This window comes from Pseudomonas sivasensis, assembly GCF_021391435.1.
Taxonomy (GTDB): Bacteria; Pseudomonadota; Gammaproteobacteria; order Pseudomonadales; family Pseudomonadaceae; genus Aquipseudomonas; species Aquipseudomonas sivasensis.
Genome location: NZ_CP090029.1, coordinates 2,014,815 through 2,031,486 on the forward strand (window position 1 = coordinate 2,014,815; position 16,672 = coordinate 2,031,486).

At 59.5% G+C, this 16,672-nt stretch carries 21 protein-coding genes; 12 read left to right on the top strand and 9 right to left on the bottom strand.

Annotated elements, in window-relative coordinates; translation table 11 throughout:
* Nucleotides 1–272 precede the first annotated feature (272 nt).
* Nucleotides 273–554, top strand: a complete 282-nt coding sequence (locus tag LRO94_RS09085) for a GNAT family N-acetyltransferase (protein ID WP_179179330.1) — start codon at nucleotides 273–275, stop codon at nucleotides 552–554.
* Between the two features lie 64 nt (nucleotides 555–618).
* Here the strand turns inward: LRO94_RS09085 and LRO94_RS09090 are convergent, their stop codons facing one another.
* On the bottom strand, nucleotides 619–1,695 hold the full coding sequence (locus LRO94_RS09090; RefSeq protein ID WP_032888996.1) for a 3-deoxy-7-phosphoheptulonate synthase: 1,077 nt from the start codon (nucleotides 1,693–1,695) through the stop codon (nucleotides 619–621).
* A 131-nt stretch (nucleotides 1,696–1,826) separates the two neighbouring features.
* Nucleotides 1,827–2,261, bottom strand: coding sequence for a pilus assembly protein PilZ (locus LRO94_RS09095; protein WP_032888998.1), 435 nt, complete (start codon nucleotides 2,259–2,261; stop codon nucleotides 1,827–1,829).
* Here LRO94_RS09095 and LRO94_RS09100 point away from each other — a divergent pair.
* The 5 genes from LRO94_RS09100 (at nucleotide 2,260) to cysB (ending at nucleotide 6,162) form a co-directional block, all read left to right on the top strand.
* A complete protein-coding gene (locus LRO94_RS09100; protein ID WP_179179329.1) occupies nucleotides 2,260–2,646 on the top strand; it encodes a YbbN family protein in 387 nt (128 codons plus the stop codon). The genes LRO94_RS09095 and LRO94_RS09100 overlap by 2 nt on opposite strands.
* Complete coding sequence (locus LRO94_RS09105) at nucleotides 2,643–3,596, top strand: putative 2-dehydropantoate 2-reductase (RefSeq protein WP_032889002.1); 954 nt, start codon at nucleotides 2,643–2,645, stop codon at nucleotides 3,594–3,596. The genes LRO94_RS09100 and LRO94_RS09105 overlap by 4 nt, the downstream gene beginning before the upstream one ends.
* 15 nt (nucleotides 3,597–3,611) lie before the next feature.
* On the top strand, nucleotides 3,612–4,529 hold the full coding sequence (locus LRO94_RS09110) for a 5'-nucleotidase (protein WP_032889004.1): 918 nt from the start codon (nucleotides 3,612–3,614) through the stop codon (nucleotides 4,527–4,529).
* 53 nt (nucleotides 4,530–4,582) lie between these two features.
* A complete protein-coding gene (locus tag LRO94_RS09115) occupies nucleotides 4,583–5,083 on the top strand; it encodes a universal stress protein (protein ID WP_032889006.1) in 501 nt (166 codons plus the stop codon).
* Between the two features lie 104 nt (nucleotides 5,084–5,187).
* A complete protein-coding gene (gene cysB / locus LRO94_RS09120; RefSeq protein WP_003189876.1) occupies nucleotides 5,188–6,162 on the top strand; it encodes an HTH-type transcriptional regulator CysB in 975 nt (324 codons plus the stop codon).
* Nucleotides 6,163–6,167: 5 nt separating this feature from the next.
* On the opposite strand, the gene LRO94_RS09125 is transcribed toward cysB, so the two are convergent.
* Both LRO94_RS09125 and LRO94_RS09130 read right to left on the bottom strand, forming a co-directional pair.
* Nucleotides 6,168–6,650: a GreA/GreB family elongation factor gene (locus LRO94_RS09125; RefSeq protein WP_122764963.1), complete on the bottom strand. Its 483-nt coding sequence runs from the start codon at nucleotides 6,648–6,650 to the stop codon at nucleotides 6,168–6,170.
* 12 nt (nucleotides 6,651–6,662) lie between these two features.
* A complete protein-coding gene (locus LRO94_RS09130; protein ID WP_032889011.1) occupies nucleotides 6,663–7,031 on the bottom strand; it encodes a hypothetical protein in 369 nt (122 codons plus the stop codon).
* 132 nt (nucleotides 7,032–7,163) lie between these two features.
* Here LRO94_RS09130 and earP point away from each other — a divergent pair, with 132 nt between their 5' ends.
* Both earP and LRO94_RS09140 read left to right on the top strand, forming a co-directional pair.
* A complete protein-coding gene (gene earP / locus LRO94_RS09135) occupies nucleotides 7,164–8,297 on the top strand; it encodes an elongation factor P maturation arginine rhamnosyltransferase EarP (RefSeq protein WP_179179328.1) in 1,134 nt (377 codons plus the stop codon).
* 49 nt (nucleotides 8,298–8,346) lie between these two features.
* Nucleotides 8,347–8,919, top strand: a complete 573-nt coding sequence (locus LRO94_RS09140; protein WP_032889016.1) for an elongation factor P — start codon at nucleotides 8,347–8,349, stop codon at nucleotides 8,917–8,919.
* 62 nt (nucleotides 8,920–8,981) lie between these two features.
* Here LRO94_RS09140 and LRO94_RS09145 read toward each other — a convergent pair whose 3' ends face one another.
* The 3 genes from LRO94_RS09145 to LRO94_RS09155 all read right to left on the bottom strand — a co-directional run bounded on the left by LRO94_RS09145 (nucleotide 8,982) and on the right by LRO94_RS09155 (nucleotide 11,027).
* Nucleotides 8,982–9,401 (bottom strand): organic hydroperoxide resistance protein, encoded by a 420-nt coding sequence (locus tag LRO94_RS09145; protein WP_010176159.1) that lies wholly within the window; start codon nucleotides 9,399–9,401, stop codon nucleotides 8,982–8,984.
* A 144-nt stretch (nucleotides 9,402–9,545) separates the two neighbouring features.
* Entirely contained in the window at nucleotides 9,546–9,998 is a 453-nt protein-coding gene (locus LRO94_RS09150; protein ID WP_032889020.1) for a MarR family winged helix-turn-helix transcriptional regulator, read from the bottom strand.
* 78 nt (nucleotides 9,999–10,076) lie between these two features.
* Nucleotides 10,077–11,027 carry a LysR family transcriptional regulator gene (locus LRO94_RS09155; RefSeq protein ID WP_179179327.1) on the bottom strand — a complete coding sequence of 317 codons (951 nt, stop codon included), beginning with the start codon at nucleotides 11,025–11,027 and terminating at the stop codon, nucleotides 10,077–10,079.
* A 108-nt stretch (nucleotides 11,028–11,135) separates the two neighbouring features.
* Here LRO94_RS09155 and LRO94_RS09160 point away from each other — a divergent pair, with 108 nt between their 5' ends.
* Entirely contained in the window at nucleotides 11,136–11,885 is a 750-nt protein-coding gene (locus LRO94_RS09160; RefSeq protein ID WP_179179326.1) for a sulfite exporter TauE/SafE family protein, read from the top strand.
* Here the strand turns inward: LRO94_RS09160 and LRO94_RS09165 are convergent.
* Nucleotides 11,875–12,729, bottom strand: a complete 855-nt coding sequence (locus tag LRO94_RS09165) for a LysR family transcriptional regulator (protein ID WP_032889029.1) — start codon at nucleotides 12,727–12,729, stop codon at nucleotides 11,875–11,877. The genes LRO94_RS09160 and LRO94_RS09165 overlap by 11 nt on opposite strands.
* A gap of 96 nt (nucleotides 12,730–12,825) precedes the next feature.
* On the opposite strand from LRO94_RS09165, the gene LRO94_RS09170 reads away from it, so the two are divergent.
* Nucleotides 12,826–13,032 (top strand): DUF1127 domain-containing protein, encoded by a 207-nt coding sequence (locus LRO94_RS09170; protein ID WP_233896991.1) that lies wholly within the window; start codon nucleotides 12,826–12,828, stop codon nucleotides 13,030–13,032.
* Between the two features lie 45 nt (nucleotides 13,033–13,077).
* A complete protein-coding gene (locus tag LRO94_RS09175; RefSeq protein ID WP_179179325.1) occupies nucleotides 13,078–14,310 on the top strand; it encodes a winged helix-turn-helix domain-containing protein in 1,233 nt (410 codons plus the stop codon).
* Between the two features lie 94 nt (nucleotides 14,311–14,404).
* Here LRO94_RS09175 and LRO94_RS09180 read toward each other — a convergent pair whose 3' ends face one another.
* Entirely contained in the window at nucleotides 14,405–15,751 is a 1,347-nt protein-coding gene (locus tag LRO94_RS09180; RefSeq protein ID WP_032889037.1) for a class II 3-deoxy-7-phosphoheptulonate synthase, read from the bottom strand.
* Between the two features lie 124 nt (nucleotides 15,752–15,875).
* Between LRO94_RS09180 and LRO94_RS09185 the strand changes: the two genes are divergently transcribed.
* On the top strand, nucleotides 15,876–16,631 hold the full coding sequence (locus tag LRO94_RS09185) for a spermidine synthase (protein WP_032889040.1): 756 nt from the start codon (nucleotides 15,876–15,878) through the stop codon (nucleotides 16,629–16,631).
* The last annotated feature ends 41 nt before the right edge of the window (nucleotides 16,632–16,672 follow it).

Below are 16,672 nucleotides of genomic sequence, written 5' to 3' on the forward strand. Positions count from 1 at the left end.
GAGCGCCTGTTCGTCTCAAGGTTCAACTGCCGGCAATGTTCAGGCTTTCGACCAGTGTTTGGTCGAGGCCCCTTCTATATCCACCAGCAGCAGGGGATGACGAGTGCGCCTTGAGCAATTTCAGGATTGGTGCCTACTATTCCCTACGTGCTGGTTGTTAGCGCTCAAGGTTTTCTCGTTGTCGAAACCGGCACGGGGTGGCGTAGATGTTCCTTCGCCGGAAAAACATCGGTAAGGTAGGGGTCAGAATTCAAGACCCGCGAGGAGTAGTGATGAGCGAGGCGTTGTCCATCCACCATGACCAGGCTGGTCATCAGTTCGAGACCAATGTGGACGGTCATCGTGCCTATCTGACCTATATGGACCTCGGGAAACAGACCCTGGATATCTATCGGACCTTCGTGCCCAACGCACTGCGGGGCCGTGGCATTGCGGCGGCGTTGACCGAAGAGGCCTTAAAGTTTGCCGAAGAGGCTGGCTACACGGTGATCCCTTCCTGCTCCTATGTCGAACGCTACATGGAGCGCCACCAGCGTCATTCCGCGAAGCTCTGAGTGATCAGCATACAATAAAAAAACGCCGGGCTTAGCCCGGCGTTTTTGTGTGTGCAGTTGCGGTTCAGGTGCGTTTGCGTGTCGGCAATACGTCCTTGAGCTTGGCGTGCATGCTGCGCAGGGTGTTTTCGGTGGCGGCCCAGTCGATGCAGGCATCGGTGATCGACACGCCGTACTGCAAGTCGGCCAGGTCTTTTGGAATCGCCTGGCATCCCCAGTTCAAATGGCTCTCGACCATCAGGCCGATGATCGACTGATTGCCTTCGAGGATCTGGTTGGCAACGTTTTCCATCACCAACGGCTGTAGGGCCGGATCCTTGTTGGAGTTGGCGTGGCTGCAATCGACCATAATGTTTGGCTTGATCTTGGCCTTGTTCAACGCTTGCTCGCACAACGCAACGCTGACTGAATCATAGTTGGGCTTGCCGTTGCCGCCGCGCAGTACCACGTGACCGTAGGCATTGCCCTTGGTGGTGACGATGGAGACGCCGCCTTCCTGATTGATACCCAGGAAACGGTGGGGGCTGGAAACTGATTGCAGCGCGTTAATCGCCACAGTCAGGCCGCCGTCGGTGCCGTTCTTGAAGCCCACGGCCGATGACAGACCGGACGCCATTTCACGGTGGGTCTGGGACTCGGTGGTACGCGCGCCGATGGCCGACCAGCTGATCAGGTCCTGCAGGTATTGCGGGGAGATCGGGTCAAGCGCTTCGGTGGCAGTGGGCAGGCCCATTTCGGCCAGGTCCAGCAGCAACTGACGACCAATGTGCAAACCGTCCTGGATCTTGAACGAGTCGTCCAGGTACGGGTCGTTGATCAAGCCTTTCCAGCCGACGGTGGTACGCGGCTTTTCGAAATAGACGCGCATCACCAAGTACAAGGTGTCGGACACTTCTGCCGCCAGTACCTTGAGGCGCTCAGCATATTCGTGTGCGGCCTTGAGGTCATGGATCGAGCATGGGCCGATTACCACAAAGAGGCGGTGGTCGGTGCCGTCGAGAATCTCACGGATGACTTCGCGGCCCTTGGTGACGGTCTGCAGGGCAGCGTCGCTCAGGGGGATTTCGCGCTTGAGCTGATCGGGCGTGATCAGCGTCTCGTTGGATTCGACGTTTAGGTCATTGATCGGTAAATCAGCCATCGTGTTACTCGTCAGGGTCACGGGTGCCGGCCGCCAGCTATCCCCGTGCGGCGGAGCACAGCATGATTTGGATGCAGGGGGGAGGAACCTTAGCGCGTAACACGGGCCCGCGACAATGGGCAAAGCCCCCTTTAATCCCCTGCTGGCCGCACAAACGCCTCATGGGAGAAGTCACTGGCGTGTCGCGCCACCCACTCGCGGGCCAGGGCTTCGACTTTCGCAGGGCTAGGCTCAGCATCTTCGTGCTGGCGGCAGTAGCGCTCTATCCGGCATGCTTGTTCGCCCATGCGCGCACCGAACAACGCATGTTCATCGGTAAACGAAATGCCGACGCGGTAGCCGTTTTCCACCTTGCGACACCACGCCACGTAGCCTGGGTAGCGGGCGGTGGCACCCAGGGATGGAATGTGCAAGTCAACGGCCGTGCCCTGGCGCCAGGCGCGCGGCCAATTGCAGGCAATGCCACCCAGGCCGTTAGAGAGCAGGCGTTGGCGGGGTATGGCGGGAGAGGGGCGTTGGATTAACTCGACAGCGACATCATCAGGGTGAGGTAAAAAACGACCCATGTACACGGACTCCGAGCACCGTCCTGTAGACGGCGGTGGCAGCAGTATAGTGAAGGAACTGGAATTGACCGACCTGGATATTGACCAGCAATTGCTGGGATTGCCAGGGATTTCGCTCGTGGTGTTCACCAGCGTAGGATGCTCCAGCTGCCGTTGGGCGCGCCAGCAACTGCCCGGGTGGCACTTGCCGGTGGACCGTGTGTGCTGGGTGGATGCCGGGCACAACGGTGGCGCGGTTGAACGCTATCAGATCTTTGATTTGCCCGCGTTGTTCGTCGTGTGCGAGGGTCAATTCCTCGGACAATTACAGACACGTCTTACATCTGCCGACCTTGCCGACGCGATCAATCAAGCGTTGATCCGTACTCCAGAGGATTTGCCATGACAGTACAGTCGCCACGCGTTGGCATTATCGGAACCGGTGCCATCGGGGGATTCTACGGTGTGATGCTGGCGCGCGCCGGGTTCGATGTGCACTTTCTGCTGCGCAGCGAATATGCCGCGGTCAGCGAGCACGGCTTGCACATCAACAGCACGGTGCACGGCAAGTTGCACCTGTACCCGGTTCAGGCCTACGCGCGCGCCGCCGATATGCCGCCGTGTGACTGGTTGCTGGTGGGCACCAAGTCCACTGGCAATGTTGAGTTGGCGCCGACCATTGCCCAAATCGCGGCGCCGGATGCCAAAGTGGTGCTGCTTCAAAACGGCCTGGATGTAGAAGACAGCCTGCGAGAACACCTGCCGCTGTCGCTGCATCTGCTCGGCGGCCTGTGCTATATCGGCGTGCACCGTTCTGGTCCGGGTGTGGTTGAGCATCAAGCCTTGGGCCGGGTCAATCTGGGCTATCACAGCGGTTCTGCTGCTAACGATGAGGTTCGTCAGAAAGCAATTGTCGAGGCAGGCGCCGCGTTGTTTCATAAGGCTGGTATCGAGTCCCAGGCCATGGCCAATGTGCATCAGGCGCGCTGGCACAAGCTGGTGTGGAACGTGCCTTACAACGGCCTTTCGGTAGTGTTGGGGACTGGCACCACGGCCCTGATGGCCGACGAATCCAGTCGCCAACTGATCCAGGCGCTGATGGCTGAAGTGGTGCAGGGTGCCCATGCCTGTGGCCAGGAAATCCCCAAGAGTTACGCTGAGCAGATGTTTGCCATGACCGAAACCATGGACGATTACTTGCCGAGCATGTACCACGACCACGTACATAAGCGCCCGCTGGAGCTGGAGGCCATCTATGCTCGCCCTCTGGCAGCCGCCAAAGCCGCGGGCTGCGAATTACCGCGTATGCAGGCGCTGTATCAGGCCTTGAGTTTTATTGATCGGCATAACCGCTGATTCGGGGGTAAATGCATGGCGAAGGGATTGGGCGACAAACTGGTGCTGGCGATTTCGTCGCGGGCCTTGTTCGACCTGAGCGACAGCCACAAGGTCTATCTCGCTCAAGGGGTGGAGGCCTACCGCAAATACCAGATCGAACACGAGGAAGAAATCCTTGAGCCCGGCGACGCCTTCCCGTTGGTCAAAAAGCTGTTGAGCCTCAACGCCAGCCTGGGTCGTGCCCGGGTTGAAGTGGTGCTCGTATCGCGCAACAGTGCCGACACTGGCCTGCGCGTATTTAACTCTATTCAGCACTACGGCCTGGATATTTCCCGCGCCGCTTTCGTAGGAGGGCGTAGCCCTTATCCTTATTTGGCCGCCTTTGGTTGCCATCTGTTTCTTTCGACCCATGCTGAGGATGTGCGCAGTGCCCTTGATGCCGGCTTTGCAGCGGCGACGATTTTGTCGGGCGGCCCGAGACGGGCTTCCAGCGAGGAACTGCACATCGCCTTTGACGGCGACGCGGTGTTGTTTTCCGATGAGTCGGAGCGCGTGTACCAGGCCGGCGGGTTAGCCGCGTTCCAGGCCAGCGAGCGCGAATCGGCGCGCCAGCCCTTGCACGGCGGTCCGTTCAAGGGGTTTCTGGCCGCGCTGAACGTATTGCAGCGTGAGTTTCCTGAAGAGGCCTGTCCGATCCGCACAGCTTTGGTAACCGCCCGTTCGGCGCCGTCTCACGAGCGGGTGATTCGCACGTTGCGTGAGTGGGATATTCGCTTGGACGAATCCTTGTTTCTTGGCGGTCTGGAGAAGTCCGCGTTCCTGGAAGCGTTTGCCGCTGATGTATTTTTCGATGACCAAGCCGGTCATTGCGAGAAAGCCAGGGAGGTGGTGGCCACGGGGCACGTGCCCCATGGCATCAGTAATGAGGTGAGGATTCAGGCCGAGAGTTAGGGCCGCTGCTAAGCTCATTCAATCTCCTCCACCCTGGCAGTCCAGGAGGTTTTATGATTCGTTCGATGCTGTACGCCACGGACCTCGGTCTGTACGCGCCCTATGTGATGCAGCATGCACTGGCGCTGGCGCGAACGTTCAAGGCTGACCTGTATGTGATTCACGCGGTCGAGCCTATTGGGCTGTTCGCCGAATCGGTGCTGCAGAGCTACCTTGATGAAGCTGCGTTGAGTGAATGGCAGACTCAAGGGCTTAGCACGGTGATGGCGACCATCGAGCAGCGGGTGCTCGACAGTTTCCGCGAGGAGTTGGGGGAGGGTGAGCAGGACTTGAAGTTGATCCGCTCGGTACGTGTGATTCAGGGGGACCCGTGCGAGGTGATTCTCGACCAACTTCGCAAGCTGTCCGTCGACCTGTTGATCGTCGGTAGCCACAGCCATGCAACCGGCACGACAGCGCCGCTTGGGCGTACCGCGGCACGGGTGCTGCAGCTGTCTACGGTGCCGGTTTACTTGGTGCCGTCATTACAAGGTCGACGCATTGATGACGTATGACCGGTAGAAAACGATAAGAAGTTCTAGATTTATCCGTCTAACCTTTAATATAGTTATATACCGTCGCTGATACCCGTGGCGTCTATCTGCTTTGAGGGACACATATGAAGCTTCAACAACTGCGCTACATCTGGGAAGTGGCGCACCACGACCTCAACGTTTCCGCTACCGCTCAAAGCCTGTACACCTCGCAACCCGGTATCAGCAAGCAGATACGCCTGCTCGAAGACGAGCTGGGCGTCGAAGTGTTCGCGCGCAGCGGCAAGCATCTAACCCGTGTCACCCCGGCTGGTGAGCGCATCATCACTACTGCCGGCGAGATCCTGCGTAAAGTCGAAAGCATCAAGCAGATCGCTCAGGAATTTTCCAACGAGAAAAAAGGCACTCTATCGATCGCCACCACCCACACCCAGGCGCGTTATGCATTGCCTCCGGTGATCCGCGATTTCATCAAGCAATACCCGGACGTGGCCTTGCACATGCACCAGGGCTCGCCGATGCAAATCGCCGAGATGGCTGCTGATGGCACCGTCGATTTTGCCATCGCCACCGAAGCCCTGGAGCTGTTCGGTGACCTGGTGATGATGCCGTGCTACCGCTGGAACCGTTGCGTTGTGGTACCGCAGGGGCACCCGTTGGCCAAACTGCCGAAGCTGACCCTCGAAGCCCTGGCTGAATACCCGATCGTGACCTACGTGTTCGGTTTCACTGGCCGCTCCAAGCTCGACGAAGCTTTCAGCCATCGCGGCCTCACACCGAAAGTGGTGTTCACCGCCGCCGACGCCGACGTGATCAAGACTTACGTGCGCCTGGGCCTCGGCGTGGGTATCGTCGCCAAGATGGCCGTCGACACCAACCTCGACAAAGACCTGGTGGTTCTCGACGCCAGCGAGTTGTTCGAATCCAGCGTGACCAAGATCGGCTTCCGGCGTGGCACGTTCCTGCGTGGGTTCATGTGCGACTTCATCGAGAAGTTTGCGCCGCACCTGACCCGCGAAGTGATGGCCAAGGCGATCCAGTGCCATAACAAACAGGAACTGGAAGAGCTGTTCGATGGCGTTGAATTGCCCGTCCACTGAGTGGTTTATCGGGCCTCGGTAACCGTAAACAGTTGCCGGGCGCCTGCCACCAGAATCTCTACCTCATCGCCTTCGAACTTGCCCAGCAGGCTTTTGCCCATGGGCGAGCGCGGGGTGATGACAGTCACCGGTTGCCCGACCACATCCACCCTCAAGCCTGCAGCATCAGGCGCCAGGAATAGCCATTGCTGGCGACCGTTCTCGTCCTCCAGGCCCAATAGCGCGCCGACTTCTATGCCTCGTTGATCATCGTAGGCACGCAACTGCAGGTTCTGGCACAGCGCGAGCGCTTGCTTGATTTCCTCGACCCGTTTGGCCTGCCCGGCCGCGAGATACGAAGCCTCCAACCCCAGGGTGTCGTATTTGTTTTCCGCGATGTTCTCTTCGTGAGTCGCGGTTTCGTAGGCGGTCTGCGCGGCGCGCTGGGCGATATCGAGATCGACAGTGAGTTTTTCCAGGATCAACTGGAGGACGGCGTGCTTATTCATGGTTGTGCTTGATCATTCGCAGAATTGCAGGACATTGGCCCGGCTCTTTTCATTGGGCGCATTCTGGTCCTGTTGCAGCCAGAACTGGCATTTGGGGTTGGACAGGTTACGTGCGTTGTTACGTGCCTGGTCCAGGGCTTGTTGCTGTTCCTGCTTGTGCAGGTTCTGCTGGTACTGCTCGAACATACGGTTGGGTGGCTCAGGCGCGACAACGGTCGGCTTGCCCAATTGCTGGACTGCCTGCGCCACCGGCGCAAGGCTTTGCGGGAACAGGTAGCTCGACGCCAGCCAGGTGGTCAGCGCAATGGCGATAAACCCCAGCCATACACCCAAGGCGATAGCGATGCACAGCTTGAGCAGCGACAACGATTGATCCGACATGATGGCCTCCTGGCGGGCATTTGCGGCGTAGCGGCGATTGTCGCACAGCCACTGTGCAGAATAATCGCGATCAAGCCTTCTGCATCGGCGCATTTATGCGGACAATCGAGCCTTTGAGCGTTGGAGCCCGGAATGAAAGCCCGCTGGGATATTTTTTGCAGCGTTGTCGATAACTTCGGCGACATCGGCGTGACTTGGCGGCTGGCCCGGCAATTGGTGGTGGAGCATGGCTGCGAGGTGCGCTTGTGGGTTGATGACCTGCGGGCCTTCGAACGCATGTGCCCCGAGGTGGATGTGCAGCGGGAGCAACAGTGGCAGGAGGGCGTTGATGTACACCACTGGCCAGCCCAATGGTCGCCAACTCCTGCCGGAGATGTGGTGATTGCCGCTTTCGCCTGCCAGTTACCGCTTGAGTATATGGAAGCCATGGCCGAGCGTGAGCGCACGCCGTTGTGGATGAACCTGGATTACCTCAGTGCCGAGGACTGGGTGGTGGGCTGCCATCGCCTGCCGTCGGTGAAGTTCAAGGGAGTACAGAAGTACTTCTTTTTCCCCGGCTTCCGACCTGGTACTGGCGGTTTGCTCCGTGAGGCGGGGTTGCTGGAAAAACGTCACGCTTTTCAACTGGATGTCGCTGCGCAGCGACAATTTCTGCAAACCTTGGGTGTGATTCCGGATGATGGTGCGCGGCTGTTCTCACTGTTTGCCTACGAAAACGCTGGTCTCGCCGGATGGCTGGACGTCTTATCGACGGACGGGCGTGCCACTCATCTACTGGTGCCGGAGGGCCGCATCCTCGGTGACGTACAGCGCTGGCTCGGTGTAGGAGGGCTCGTCGCGGGCGATATTCATCAACGTAAGTCTATGACCGTGCAGGTGCTGCCGTTCGTGCGTCAGGAGCAATATGACCACCTGCTGTGGTGCTGTGACTTTAACGCAGTGCGCGGTGAAGACTCGTTCGTCCGCGCCCAATGGGCGGGGCGCCCGTTGCTGTGGCACATCTACCGTCAGGACGAAGACATACACCTCGACAAGCTAGATGCCTTCCTGGAGTTGTACACCGCCGCCTTATCACCAGCCGCGAAGGCGGCATTGGTCGCGCTTTGGCAGGCTTGGAACACCGAGGGTGACATGGCACAGCTGTGGAAAAAATTGTTGGAGCACTGGCCGGAAGTCACTCAACACGCCGAAACGTGGTGTCTGGAACAGGGCTTGCAGGCTGATCTTGCGACGGCGCTGGTACAGTTTTATGAAAGTTGGATATGATACGCCACCTTGATTTTTGTAAATCCCATCCAAATTTCGGATATATGCAATGAAAACTGGTAAAGAACTGAAACCCGGTACAGTGATCCGTCTCGAAAACGACCCTTGGCTGGTTCAGAAAGCTGAGTTCACCAAGTCTGGTCGTAACAGCGCAATCATGAAGACCAAGCTGAAGAACCTGCTGACCGGTTACAAGACCGAGATCGTCTACAGCGCCGATGACAAACTGGACGACGTAATCCTCGACCGCAAAGAAGCGACCCTGTCCTTCATCAGCGGCGACACCTACACGTTCATGGACACCACTGACTACACCATGTACGAGCTGAACGCTGAAGACATCGAAGCCGTTCTGCCGTTCGTGGAAGAAGGTATGGAAGATATCTGCGAAGCGATCTTCTTCGAAGAGCGTTTGGTTTCCGTTGAACTGCCAACCACTATCGTGCGTAAAGTTGCCTACACCGAAGGCTCCGCTCGCGGCGACACTTCGGGCAAGGTGATGAAGCCTGCCAAGCTGGCTAACGGTACCGAGCTGCAAGTAGCTGATTTCATCGAAATCGACGACCTGATCGAGATCGACACCCGCGAAGGCGGTTCGTACAAAGGCCGCGCCAAGAAGTAATTCTGGCTCCGCCCATAAAAAAACCCGACTTCACGTCGGGTTTTTTTATGGGCGGGTGTTTTTCATACGGTTACATGCAGGCGCACATCGACGTTGCCACGGGTGGCGTTGGAGTACGGGCAGACTTGGTGAGCCGCATCGACCAGGCTTTGCGCGTCATCCTGGGCCAGGCCTGGCAGGCTGATGTGCAGGTCGATGTCCAAGCCGAAACCGCCGGGGATCTGGCCGATGCCTACGTGGGCAGTGATCGAGGCGTCGTCCGGGATTTTGCGTTTGGTCTGGCTGGCAACGAATTTCAGCGCGCCGATAAAGCAGGCCGAGTAGCCAGCAGCGAACAGTTGTTCCGGGTTAGTGGCTTGGCCACCGGCGCCGCCCAGCTCTTTAGGCGTGGAGAGCTTAACGTCGAGAATGTTATCGCTGGAAACAGCGCGACCATCACGTCCGCCGGTGGCGGTGGCTACTGCGGTGTAGAGAGTTTGCATGGTGTCGTCCTCGGTCTAGTGTTTCGCAAAATATTTGCGCGCTAATTAGTTTGTGGGGGCAAATGTATAGTGCTAATGTTTAGCGCGCAAGATAATTTTTGAAATGTTTTCCGGGGAGTGCTGCAAGTCAATGCGTGAGGGTGGCTAAACGGCGCCTTGCAGGTTACTGCGCAACGCAATCAGATCAGCTTGCAGCTTGCGCAACTGCTCCAATTCCAAACCGCTGGCCCCGAGGATGCACTGCGGAATACCCATTGCCTTGTCCTGCAAGGCACGTCCCGCGGCAGTCAATTCCACCACCACCACCCGTTCATCTTCGCGGCTGCGGGTGCGGCTGAGAAGGCCTTCGGCCTCCAGGCGCTTGAGCAGTGGCGTCAGTGAGCCAGGGTCCGTCAGCAGGCGGCTGCTGATTTCGCCGACAGTCAAACCGTCCTCTTCCCACAGCACCATCATGGCTAAGTACTGCGGGTACGTCAGGCCGAGAGCTTGCAGCAGAGGCTTGTAGACCTTGGTCATAAGCAATGAAGTGGAGTGCAAGGCGAAACACAGTTGGTTATTCAGCATCAGGGATTCGCACGGATCAGGGTTTTTGCTCATGGCGGTGCCTTAAAAACGTATATGGGCTGAAATCTAGCGGGCAAATCTTTAATGCGCCAGATAATTCGGTCCAGGCGCTCAGACCAGGCCGCTCTGTAGCGCCAGATCCCATGGCGGCACTGGACTGAAACGGGATTTGAGGTACTCCAGCAGCAAGCGGCTGCGCGCGTTGGCCTGCTGTTCCAGTCGCAGCGCATAGATTCCGCTGGTTTCCGGGCTGGGTAGGCCATCTTCGCAAAACAGCGGCAGCAATTCGCCACGCACCAGGTATTCGCTGGCCAGCCAAGTGGGCAGGTGGGCGATGCCCAACCCGGCCAACGCGCCTGAGAGCAGCGCTTCGGCATTGTTGGCGCTCATGCGGATGCGCCGCGGGCGATAGGTTGCGCGGCGCCCGTCCAACTCGAAGCGCCACGCGAACATCGGCGCCAGGCCATCCCAGTCCAAGCCGTCATGGTCACTCAACTCTCGGGGATGTGTCGGCGTGCCGCGGCTTTTGAGGTAGGCGGGACTGGCGCAGGCGATGCGCACGATGCTGGCCAAGGGCGTGGCGATCAACCGGGTGTCGACGATATGCCCGGCCCGCAGTACCAGATCCACCTTGCCCAAGTGCGCACCCTGCATATCCACAAAACTGTCGATCAGATGCAGGTGCACGTCCAGGCCGGGGTAGACCTTCAGAAAGTCCGCAATCACCGGTGCCAGATGCCGTCGACCAAACGCCGCGGGCGCATCCACGCGGATCAAGCCTTCCGGCGCATGGCTTAGGGACACCGCTTCGGCGCGCGCCAGTTGCAATTCGCTGACAATCCGCCGCGCCCGCTCGGCAAACGCCAGGCCAGCGGGCGTCGGCACTACCGCATGAGTGCTGCGTTGGAACAAGCGGCTACCCACTGAGCTTTCCAGGCTGTCGATGCGCCGCGCCACCGCGGAGGGCGTCAGTGGGTGGCGGCGTGCAGCTGCGGAAAAGCTGCCGGTTTCGAGGACATCTAGAAACAGGCTCAACTGATCAGTGAGGGTATTGGGGTTCATGGCTGAGTGCTTGTGCAAAATTGGCACAGCCATTGTGCGTTGCTGTGCGTTTCCGCGCCAGGGCCGACTGCGTAGCATGCAGAGCCTGGGATTGTGGAGTAATGAGCGGTGTGGGATTTAGCGATGTACCTGGTGCTGGGCGCTGCCTTGGGCACGGTGGGCGGGTTGTTTGGCATTGGCGGTGGGCTGATTGCGATCCCGGTGCTCGGCGTATTGTTTGGCCTGGATCAACAAATTGCTCAGGGCACCGCGCTGGTGATGGTAGTGCCAAATGTGATGCTCGCCCTGTGGCGTTACCACCAGCGCAACCGAATTGAACTGCGTCACGCGCTGCCGCTTGGGACTATGGGTTTCAGCTTTGCCTGGCTGGGCTCGATCTGGGCGGTAGGCCTTGATGCCGGCGCGATGCGGATTGGCTTTATTGCCTTTCTGGTGGCGTTGTCGGGCTACAACCTGCTGCGCATGTTCACCCGCAACGCGCCGCCGACCGCGCAAATGCGTTATTCCTGGCCCTGGCTCGGGGTGCTGGGCGCCGTATCCGGCTCCATGGGCGGCCTGTTTGGTGTCGGCGGCGCGGTGGTCGCCACTCCGGTGCTGACCAGTGTGTTCGGCACCACCCAAGTAGTCGCTCAAGGCTTGTCCCTGGCCTTGGCTTTGCCCAGCACGGGCGTGACCCTCGTCACCTACGCCTGGCACCACGAAGTGGACTGGATGATCGGCATACCCCTGGCGGTCGGTGGCCTGCTCAGTATCAGTTGGGGCGTGAAAGTTGCCCACGCATTACCCGAGCGCCTGTTGCGTGGCCTGTTCTGCGGTTTCCTGGTGGTGTGTGCGGTGATGCTGACCTTTAAAGTCTGAAGCCTTCCAGGATGTACTCGGCCAGGCACTCGGTGATTGGCGAGGTGATTTGCGGGTTGCGCAGCAAGTGCAGATTCATCGAGGGCAGCGGTGGGAAACCCTCGTCGCTGCCGAGTACGCGCAAGTCTTCAGTCACCAGGCTTTCCATGCAGATCATCGCGGCCAGGCCGGCACTCACCACCGCCTGGATCGCCGCCACGTTGGTGCTGTGGTACGCCAGGCGATAGTCTCGGCCGGAAGCATCCAGAGCGGCGCGGGTCCACTGTGTGTACAGGCAGTCGGCGCCGGAGACTGCCAGGGGCACAGCATCGTGGTCCTCCACGCAAAAGCAGGGTGCTGCTGCCCAGACCATCCGTTCAGTGCGCAACAGTTCGCCGATTTCTTTGCCAGGTTCGCGGCTGATTACCGTCAGTGCCAGGTCGCGTCGCTGCATCAGCACCGTTGACGACTCGCAATGCAGTTCGATTTGGATCAGCGGGTACGCTTTGGAAAATTGCTTGAGGATTCCCGGAAGGAAGCGCATTACGTAGTCGTCCGGCGTGCCGATCCGTACCAGCCCCACCATATGCGGCTCGCGCAGGGTGTTGAACACCTCGCTATGCAGTTTCAGGATTCGCCGCGCATATCCCAACAGTACTTGGCCCTCGGGCGTTAGACGCACCTGCCTGCCGTCGCGCTCGAATAGTTTGCGCTGCAACACGTCTTCTTCGAGGCGCTTCATCTGCATGCTCACCGCCGATTGAGTGCGGTTGACCAGTTCGCCAGCGCGGGTAAAACCGCCTTGATCGGCGATGGCGACGAAGGTGCGCAGCACTTCAGTGTCGATGCTTGGGTAGCTGGACATTGATCAATCCCAGAGATGTATTGCATAAGAAACATTCGTTGGATTGATCATAGTGCCACGCACACACTGACGTCATCCCCAAGGGAGGGCGAGAAGATGAAAGGTCAGAATGGTTTTGCGTTGATGGCGAAGTGGCCGTTTGCCGGGTTGTTTCAAACCGTAGCCCGCTGGCAAGCATTGCACGAAGAGCGCCGAATGCTGGCGAGCATGAGCGATGAAGCGCTCAAGGACATCGGCCTCAGCCGCGCCGATGTGGAACAGGAGAGCCATCTGCACTTCTGGGAAGACCCGCTGCGAAAATGACTCCGGATGCAGTAGGGTAGGTCGCGCGCCTTCAAGGAGATTCCCATGCCCGCCGACCAGTCTTTTTCCCTCAAGCAAGCTCGACGCATGGCGCTGGCGGCCCAAGGTTTTTCCGGGCGCCAGCCGCCTGCAGAGATCAAGTCCGCGCACCTCAATCGACTGATCGAACGCCTCGGTGTATTGCAGATTGATTCGGTCAACGCTGTGGTGCGTTCCCATTACCTTCCGCTGTTTTCCCGTCTGGGTCGCTATTCTCCTTTACTGCTTGAGCAGGCCGCTTGGAGCCAGGGCCGGCGGCGTTCGCTCTTCGAATATTGGGGGCATGAAGCCTCGCTGTTGCCCATGGCGATGTACCCCTTGATGGGTTGGCGCATGGCGCGGGCGCAGCAGGGGCAAGGCATCTATTCGCAGATGGCGCGCTTCGGAAGGGAGCAGCAGTCCATCATTCAGCGTGTGCTGAAGACCGTCGAACAGCAAGGCGCCCTCGGTGCCGGTAGCCTGTCCACCCGCGAAGAGCGCGCAGGTCCCTGGTGGGACTGGAGTAATGAAAAGCACGCGCTTGAATGGTTGTTCGCCGCCGGCCTGGTGACCGTTGCCGGTCGTCGTGGTTTCGAGCGCCTTTACGACTTGCCCGAGCGTGTCATCCCTGGCGACATCCTTAAGCAAGCCCCGTTGACTGAAGCCGAGGCCCAACGCGGCTTGTTGTTGCACAGCGCCACCGCCTTGGGGGTGGGCACCGAAAAAGACCTGCGTGATTACTTCCGCCTCGATCCCGCCGACAGTCGCAAGCGTCTGGCCGAATTGGTCGAAGAGGGGCAATTGCTGGTGTGCGAGGTGCAAGGCTGGAAGCAACTGGCTTACTGCCTGCCAGAACCGAAAGTGCCGCGCAAAGTATCGGTGAGTGCGCTGCTGTCGCCGTTCGATTCGCTGATTTGGGAGCGCAGCCGCACAGAGCGCCTTTTCGATTTCCGTTACCGGCTTGAGATCTACACCCCGCAAGACAAACGGGTGTATGGCTATTACGTGCTGCCGTTTATGCACAACGAACGTATTGCCGCGCGGGTGGACCTGCGAGCGGAGCGCGCCAACGGGCGTTTGGCGGTGCATGCGGTGCACGAGGAAGAGCCGGGGTTGGATGATGAAGGGATGCTTGCGCTTGCGCTGAACCTGCGGCAGATGGCCGATTGGTTGGGGCTGGAACAGGTAGAGCTCAATTGCCAGCGCCCGAGCGCCGCTCGGTTGCGGCTTGCGATGCTCAATGGCGGCGCTGGTTTCTAGGGCGCCATCGGGAGCAAGCGCCCTCCCACTTGGAATGCGTTTCCCTGTGGGAGGGAGCTTGCTCCCGATGGCCTCAATTCTGCCAACTAAAATTTCAGCGTTTGACTTGCTTCAGCGTTTCGGCAATCAGGAACGCCAACTCCAGCGACTGATCGGCATTCATCCTAGGGTCGCAATGGGTGTGGTAGCGGTCCGACAAGCCATCTTCGGTGATCGGGCGCGCGCCGCCGATGCACTCTGTGACGTTCTGCCCGGTCATCTCGATATGAATCCCGCCGGCATAGCTGCCCTCGGCCTGGTGCACCTGGAAGAACTCCTTCACTTCGCCGAGGATCTGCGCAAAGTCGCGGGTCTTGTAGCCGCTGCTGGCCTTGATGGTGTTCCCGTGCATCGGGTCCGAGCTCCACAGTACCTGCTTGCCCTCGCGCTGCACGGCGCGGATCAGGTTGGGTAGATGGTCGCCGACCTTGCCTGCGCCCATGCGCGCGATCAGGTTCAGGCGGCCCGGATCGTTGTTCGGATTGAGGATGTCGATCAGGCGGATAAGATCCTCCGGGTTCATGCTCGGGCCGACCTTGACTCCGATCGGGTTGTTCACCCCGCGCAGGAATTCGACGTGAGCGCCATCCAACTGACGTGTGCGGTCGCCGATCCACAGCATGTGGGCCGAGCAGTCGTAATAGTCGTTGGTCAGACTGTCGCGACGCACGAAGGCTTGTTCGTAGTTGAGCAGCAGCGCTTCATGGGCGGTGAAAAAGCTCGTTTCGCGCAACTGCGGCGAGCTGTCCATGCCGCAGGCGCGCATAAAGGCCAGGGTCTCGTCGATGCGGTTTGCCAGTTGGCTGTACTTCTCTGCCAAGGCGGAGTTGGCGATAAAGTCCAGGTTCCACTGGTGCACCTGATGCAGGTCGGCGAAACCGCCCTGGGCGAAGGCGCGCAGCAGGTTGAGGGTAGCGGTGGATTGGTGATACGACTGCAGCAGGCGGTCCGGATCGGGTACACGGCTTTTTTCGTCGAAGCCGATGCCGTTGACGATATCGCCACGGTAGGCGGGCAGGGTGATGCCGTCGATGGTCTCATCGTTGGCCGAGCGCGGCTTGGCGAACTGGCCGGCCATGCGCCCGACTTTCACCACTGGGCAGCCGGCGGCGAAGGTCATCACAATCGCCATCTGCAACAATACCTTGAAGGTGTCGCGGATTTTCGCGGCGGAAAACTCGACGAAACTCTCGGCGCAGTCGCCGCCTTGTAACAGGAAGGCGCGACCCTGGGTCACTTCGGCAAACTGGCGGCGCAACTCGCGGGCTTCCCCGGCAAACACCAGCGGCGGGTAGCTGGCCAGACTCTGCTCCACCCGCAACAGGTGTGCAGCGTCCGGGTACTGGGGTTGTTGCTGGATCGGCAGGGCGCGCCAGCTGTCGGGGCTCCAGGGTTGGCTCATCATGAACTCGATTGGCTGATTGACGGTCGGGCGCCAATGTTATCAGCAATTAGTGCGTGACCTGCTGCTGCCGGTTGGCCGACAATCGCGCCTTTGCCGTACAGCAAACCCGTTAGGAGTAGTGATGACAGAGGAGCGTGTCGAGCGCCTGCTCGCCGAAGTTCATGATGACTTCGGCATGATCCGTGTGCTCGAAGTGGCCGATTACCGGTTTCTCGAATTCGGCGACGCCATTGAGCAAAGCTGCGTGTTCACTGCAGATCCGAGCTGGCTGGAGTACGACTACACCCGCGCGATGCTGATCGGCGCGTTGTGCCATGAACAGCCGGAGAGCGCCTTGTTCCTCGGTCTGGGCGCCGGTACGTTGACCCAGGCGTGCCTCAAGTTCCTCCCGCTGGAAGACGTCGAAGCCATCGAGCTGCGCCCCGATGTGCCGCGCCTGGCCATTGAGTACCTGGGGCTGGACGATGATCCGCGCCTGTACATCCGCATCGGCGACGCCCTGGAGTTGCTGGAGACCGCTGAATCGGCGGACTTGATTTTCGTCGACCTCTATACCGATGTCGGCCCCGGCGTTGGGCACTTGGCGTGGACCTTCCTGGAAAACTGCCAGAAGAAACTCAACCCCGGCGGCTGGCTGGTGATCAATCAGTGGGCGACTGACGACGGCAAACCGCTGGGCGCGGCGTTGTTGCGTGGGTTGTATCACCGGCACTACTGGGAACTGCCGGTGAAGGAGGGCAATGTGATTTTGCTGGTCCCTTCGGAGCTGGATCAGGAGCTGGATCTTGATGCCCTTTCTACTCGGGCTGAGTTGTTGGCGCCGCGTCTGGGGTATTCGTTGCAGCCCTTGATCAAGGCGATTCGGCCGGCTACGTAGTCGCCTGTACCGACGCCATCGGGGGCGAGTCGAATCGTCGC

Excerpts from the sequence above, each read along its gene's own strand:
- LRO94_RS09175 (WP_179179325.1), top strand. The coding sequence starts at position 13,078 with ATGCCCGCCGACCAGTCTTTTTCCCTCAAGCAAGCTCGACGCATGGCG.
- LRO94_RS09170 (WP_233896991.1), top strand. The coding sequence starts at position 12,826 with ATGAAAGGTCAGAATGGTTTTGCGTTGATGGCGAAGTGGCCGTTTGCC.
- LRO94_RS09095 (WP_032888998.1), bottom strand. The coding sequence starts at position 2,261 with ATGGGTCGTTTTTTACCTCACCCTGATGATGTCGCTGTCGAGTTAATC.
- LRO94_RS09140 (WP_032889016.1), top strand. The coding sequence starts at position 8,347 with ATGAAAACTGGTAAAGAACTGAAACCCGGTACAGTGATCCGTCTCGAA.
- earP (WP_179179328.1), top strand. The coding sequence starts at position 7,164 with ATGAAAGCCCGCTGGGATATTTTTTGCAGCGTTGTCGATAACTTCGGC.
- LRO94_RS09145 (WP_010176159.1), bottom strand. The coding sequence starts at position 9,401 with ATGCAAACTCTCTACACCGCAGTAGCCACCGCCACCGGCGGACGTGAT.
- LRO94_RS09165 (WP_032889029.1), bottom strand. The coding sequence starts at position 12,729 with ATGTCCAGCTACCCAAGCATCGACACTGAAGTGCTGCGCACCTTCGTC.
- LRO94_RS09110 (WP_032889004.1), top strand. The coding sequence starts at position 3,612 with ATGGCGAAGGGATTGGGCGACAAACTGGTGCTGGCGATTTCGTCGCGG.
- cysB (WP_003189876.1), top strand. The coding sequence starts at position 5,188 with ATGAAGCTTCAACAACTGCGCTACATCTGGGAAGTGGCGCACCACGAC.
- LRO94_RS09100 (WP_179179329.1), top strand. The coding sequence starts at position 2,260 with ATGTACACGGACTCCGAGCACCGTCCTGTAGACGGCGGTGGCAGCAGT.
- LRO94_RS09185 (WP_032889040.1), top strand. The coding sequence starts at position 15,876 with ATGACAGAGGAGCGTGTCGAGCGCCTGCTCGCCGAAGTTCATGATGAC.
- LRO94_RS09105 (WP_032889002.1), top strand. The coding sequence starts at position 2,643 with ATGACAGTACAGTCGCCACGCGTTGGCATTATCGGAACCGGTGCCATC.
- LRO94_RS09130 (WP_032889011.1), bottom strand. The coding sequence starts at position 7,031 with ATGTCGGATCAATCGTTGTCGCTGCTCAAGCTGTGCATCGCTATCGCC.
- LRO94_RS09125 (WP_122764963.1), bottom strand. The coding sequence starts at position 6,650 with ATGAATAAGCACGCCGTCCTCCAGTTGATCCTGGAAAAACTCACTGTC.
- LRO94_RS09155 (WP_179179327.1), bottom strand. The coding sequence starts at position 11,027 with ATGAACCCCAATACCCTCACTGATCAGTTGAGCCTGTTTCTAGATGTC.
- LRO94_RS09085 (WP_179179330.1), top strand. The coding sequence starts at position 273 with ATGAGCGAGGCGTTGTCCATCCACCATGACCAGGCTGGTCATCAGTTC.
- LRO94_RS09090 (WP_032888996.1), bottom strand. The coding sequence starts at position 1,695 with ATGGCTGATTTACCGATCAATGACCTAAACGTCGAATCCAACGAGACG.
- LRO94_RS09150 (WP_032889020.1), bottom strand. The coding sequence starts at position 9,998 with ATGAGCAAAAACCCTGATCCGTGCGAATCCCTGATGCTGAATAACCAA.
- LRO94_RS09115 (WP_032889006.1), top strand. The coding sequence starts at position 4,583 with ATGATTCGTTCGATGCTGTACGCCACGGACCTCGGTCTGTACGCGCCC.
- LRO94_RS09180 (WP_032889037.1), bottom strand. The coding sequence starts at position 15,751 with ATGAGCCAACCCTGGAGCCCCGACAGCTGGCGCGCCCTGCCGATCCAG.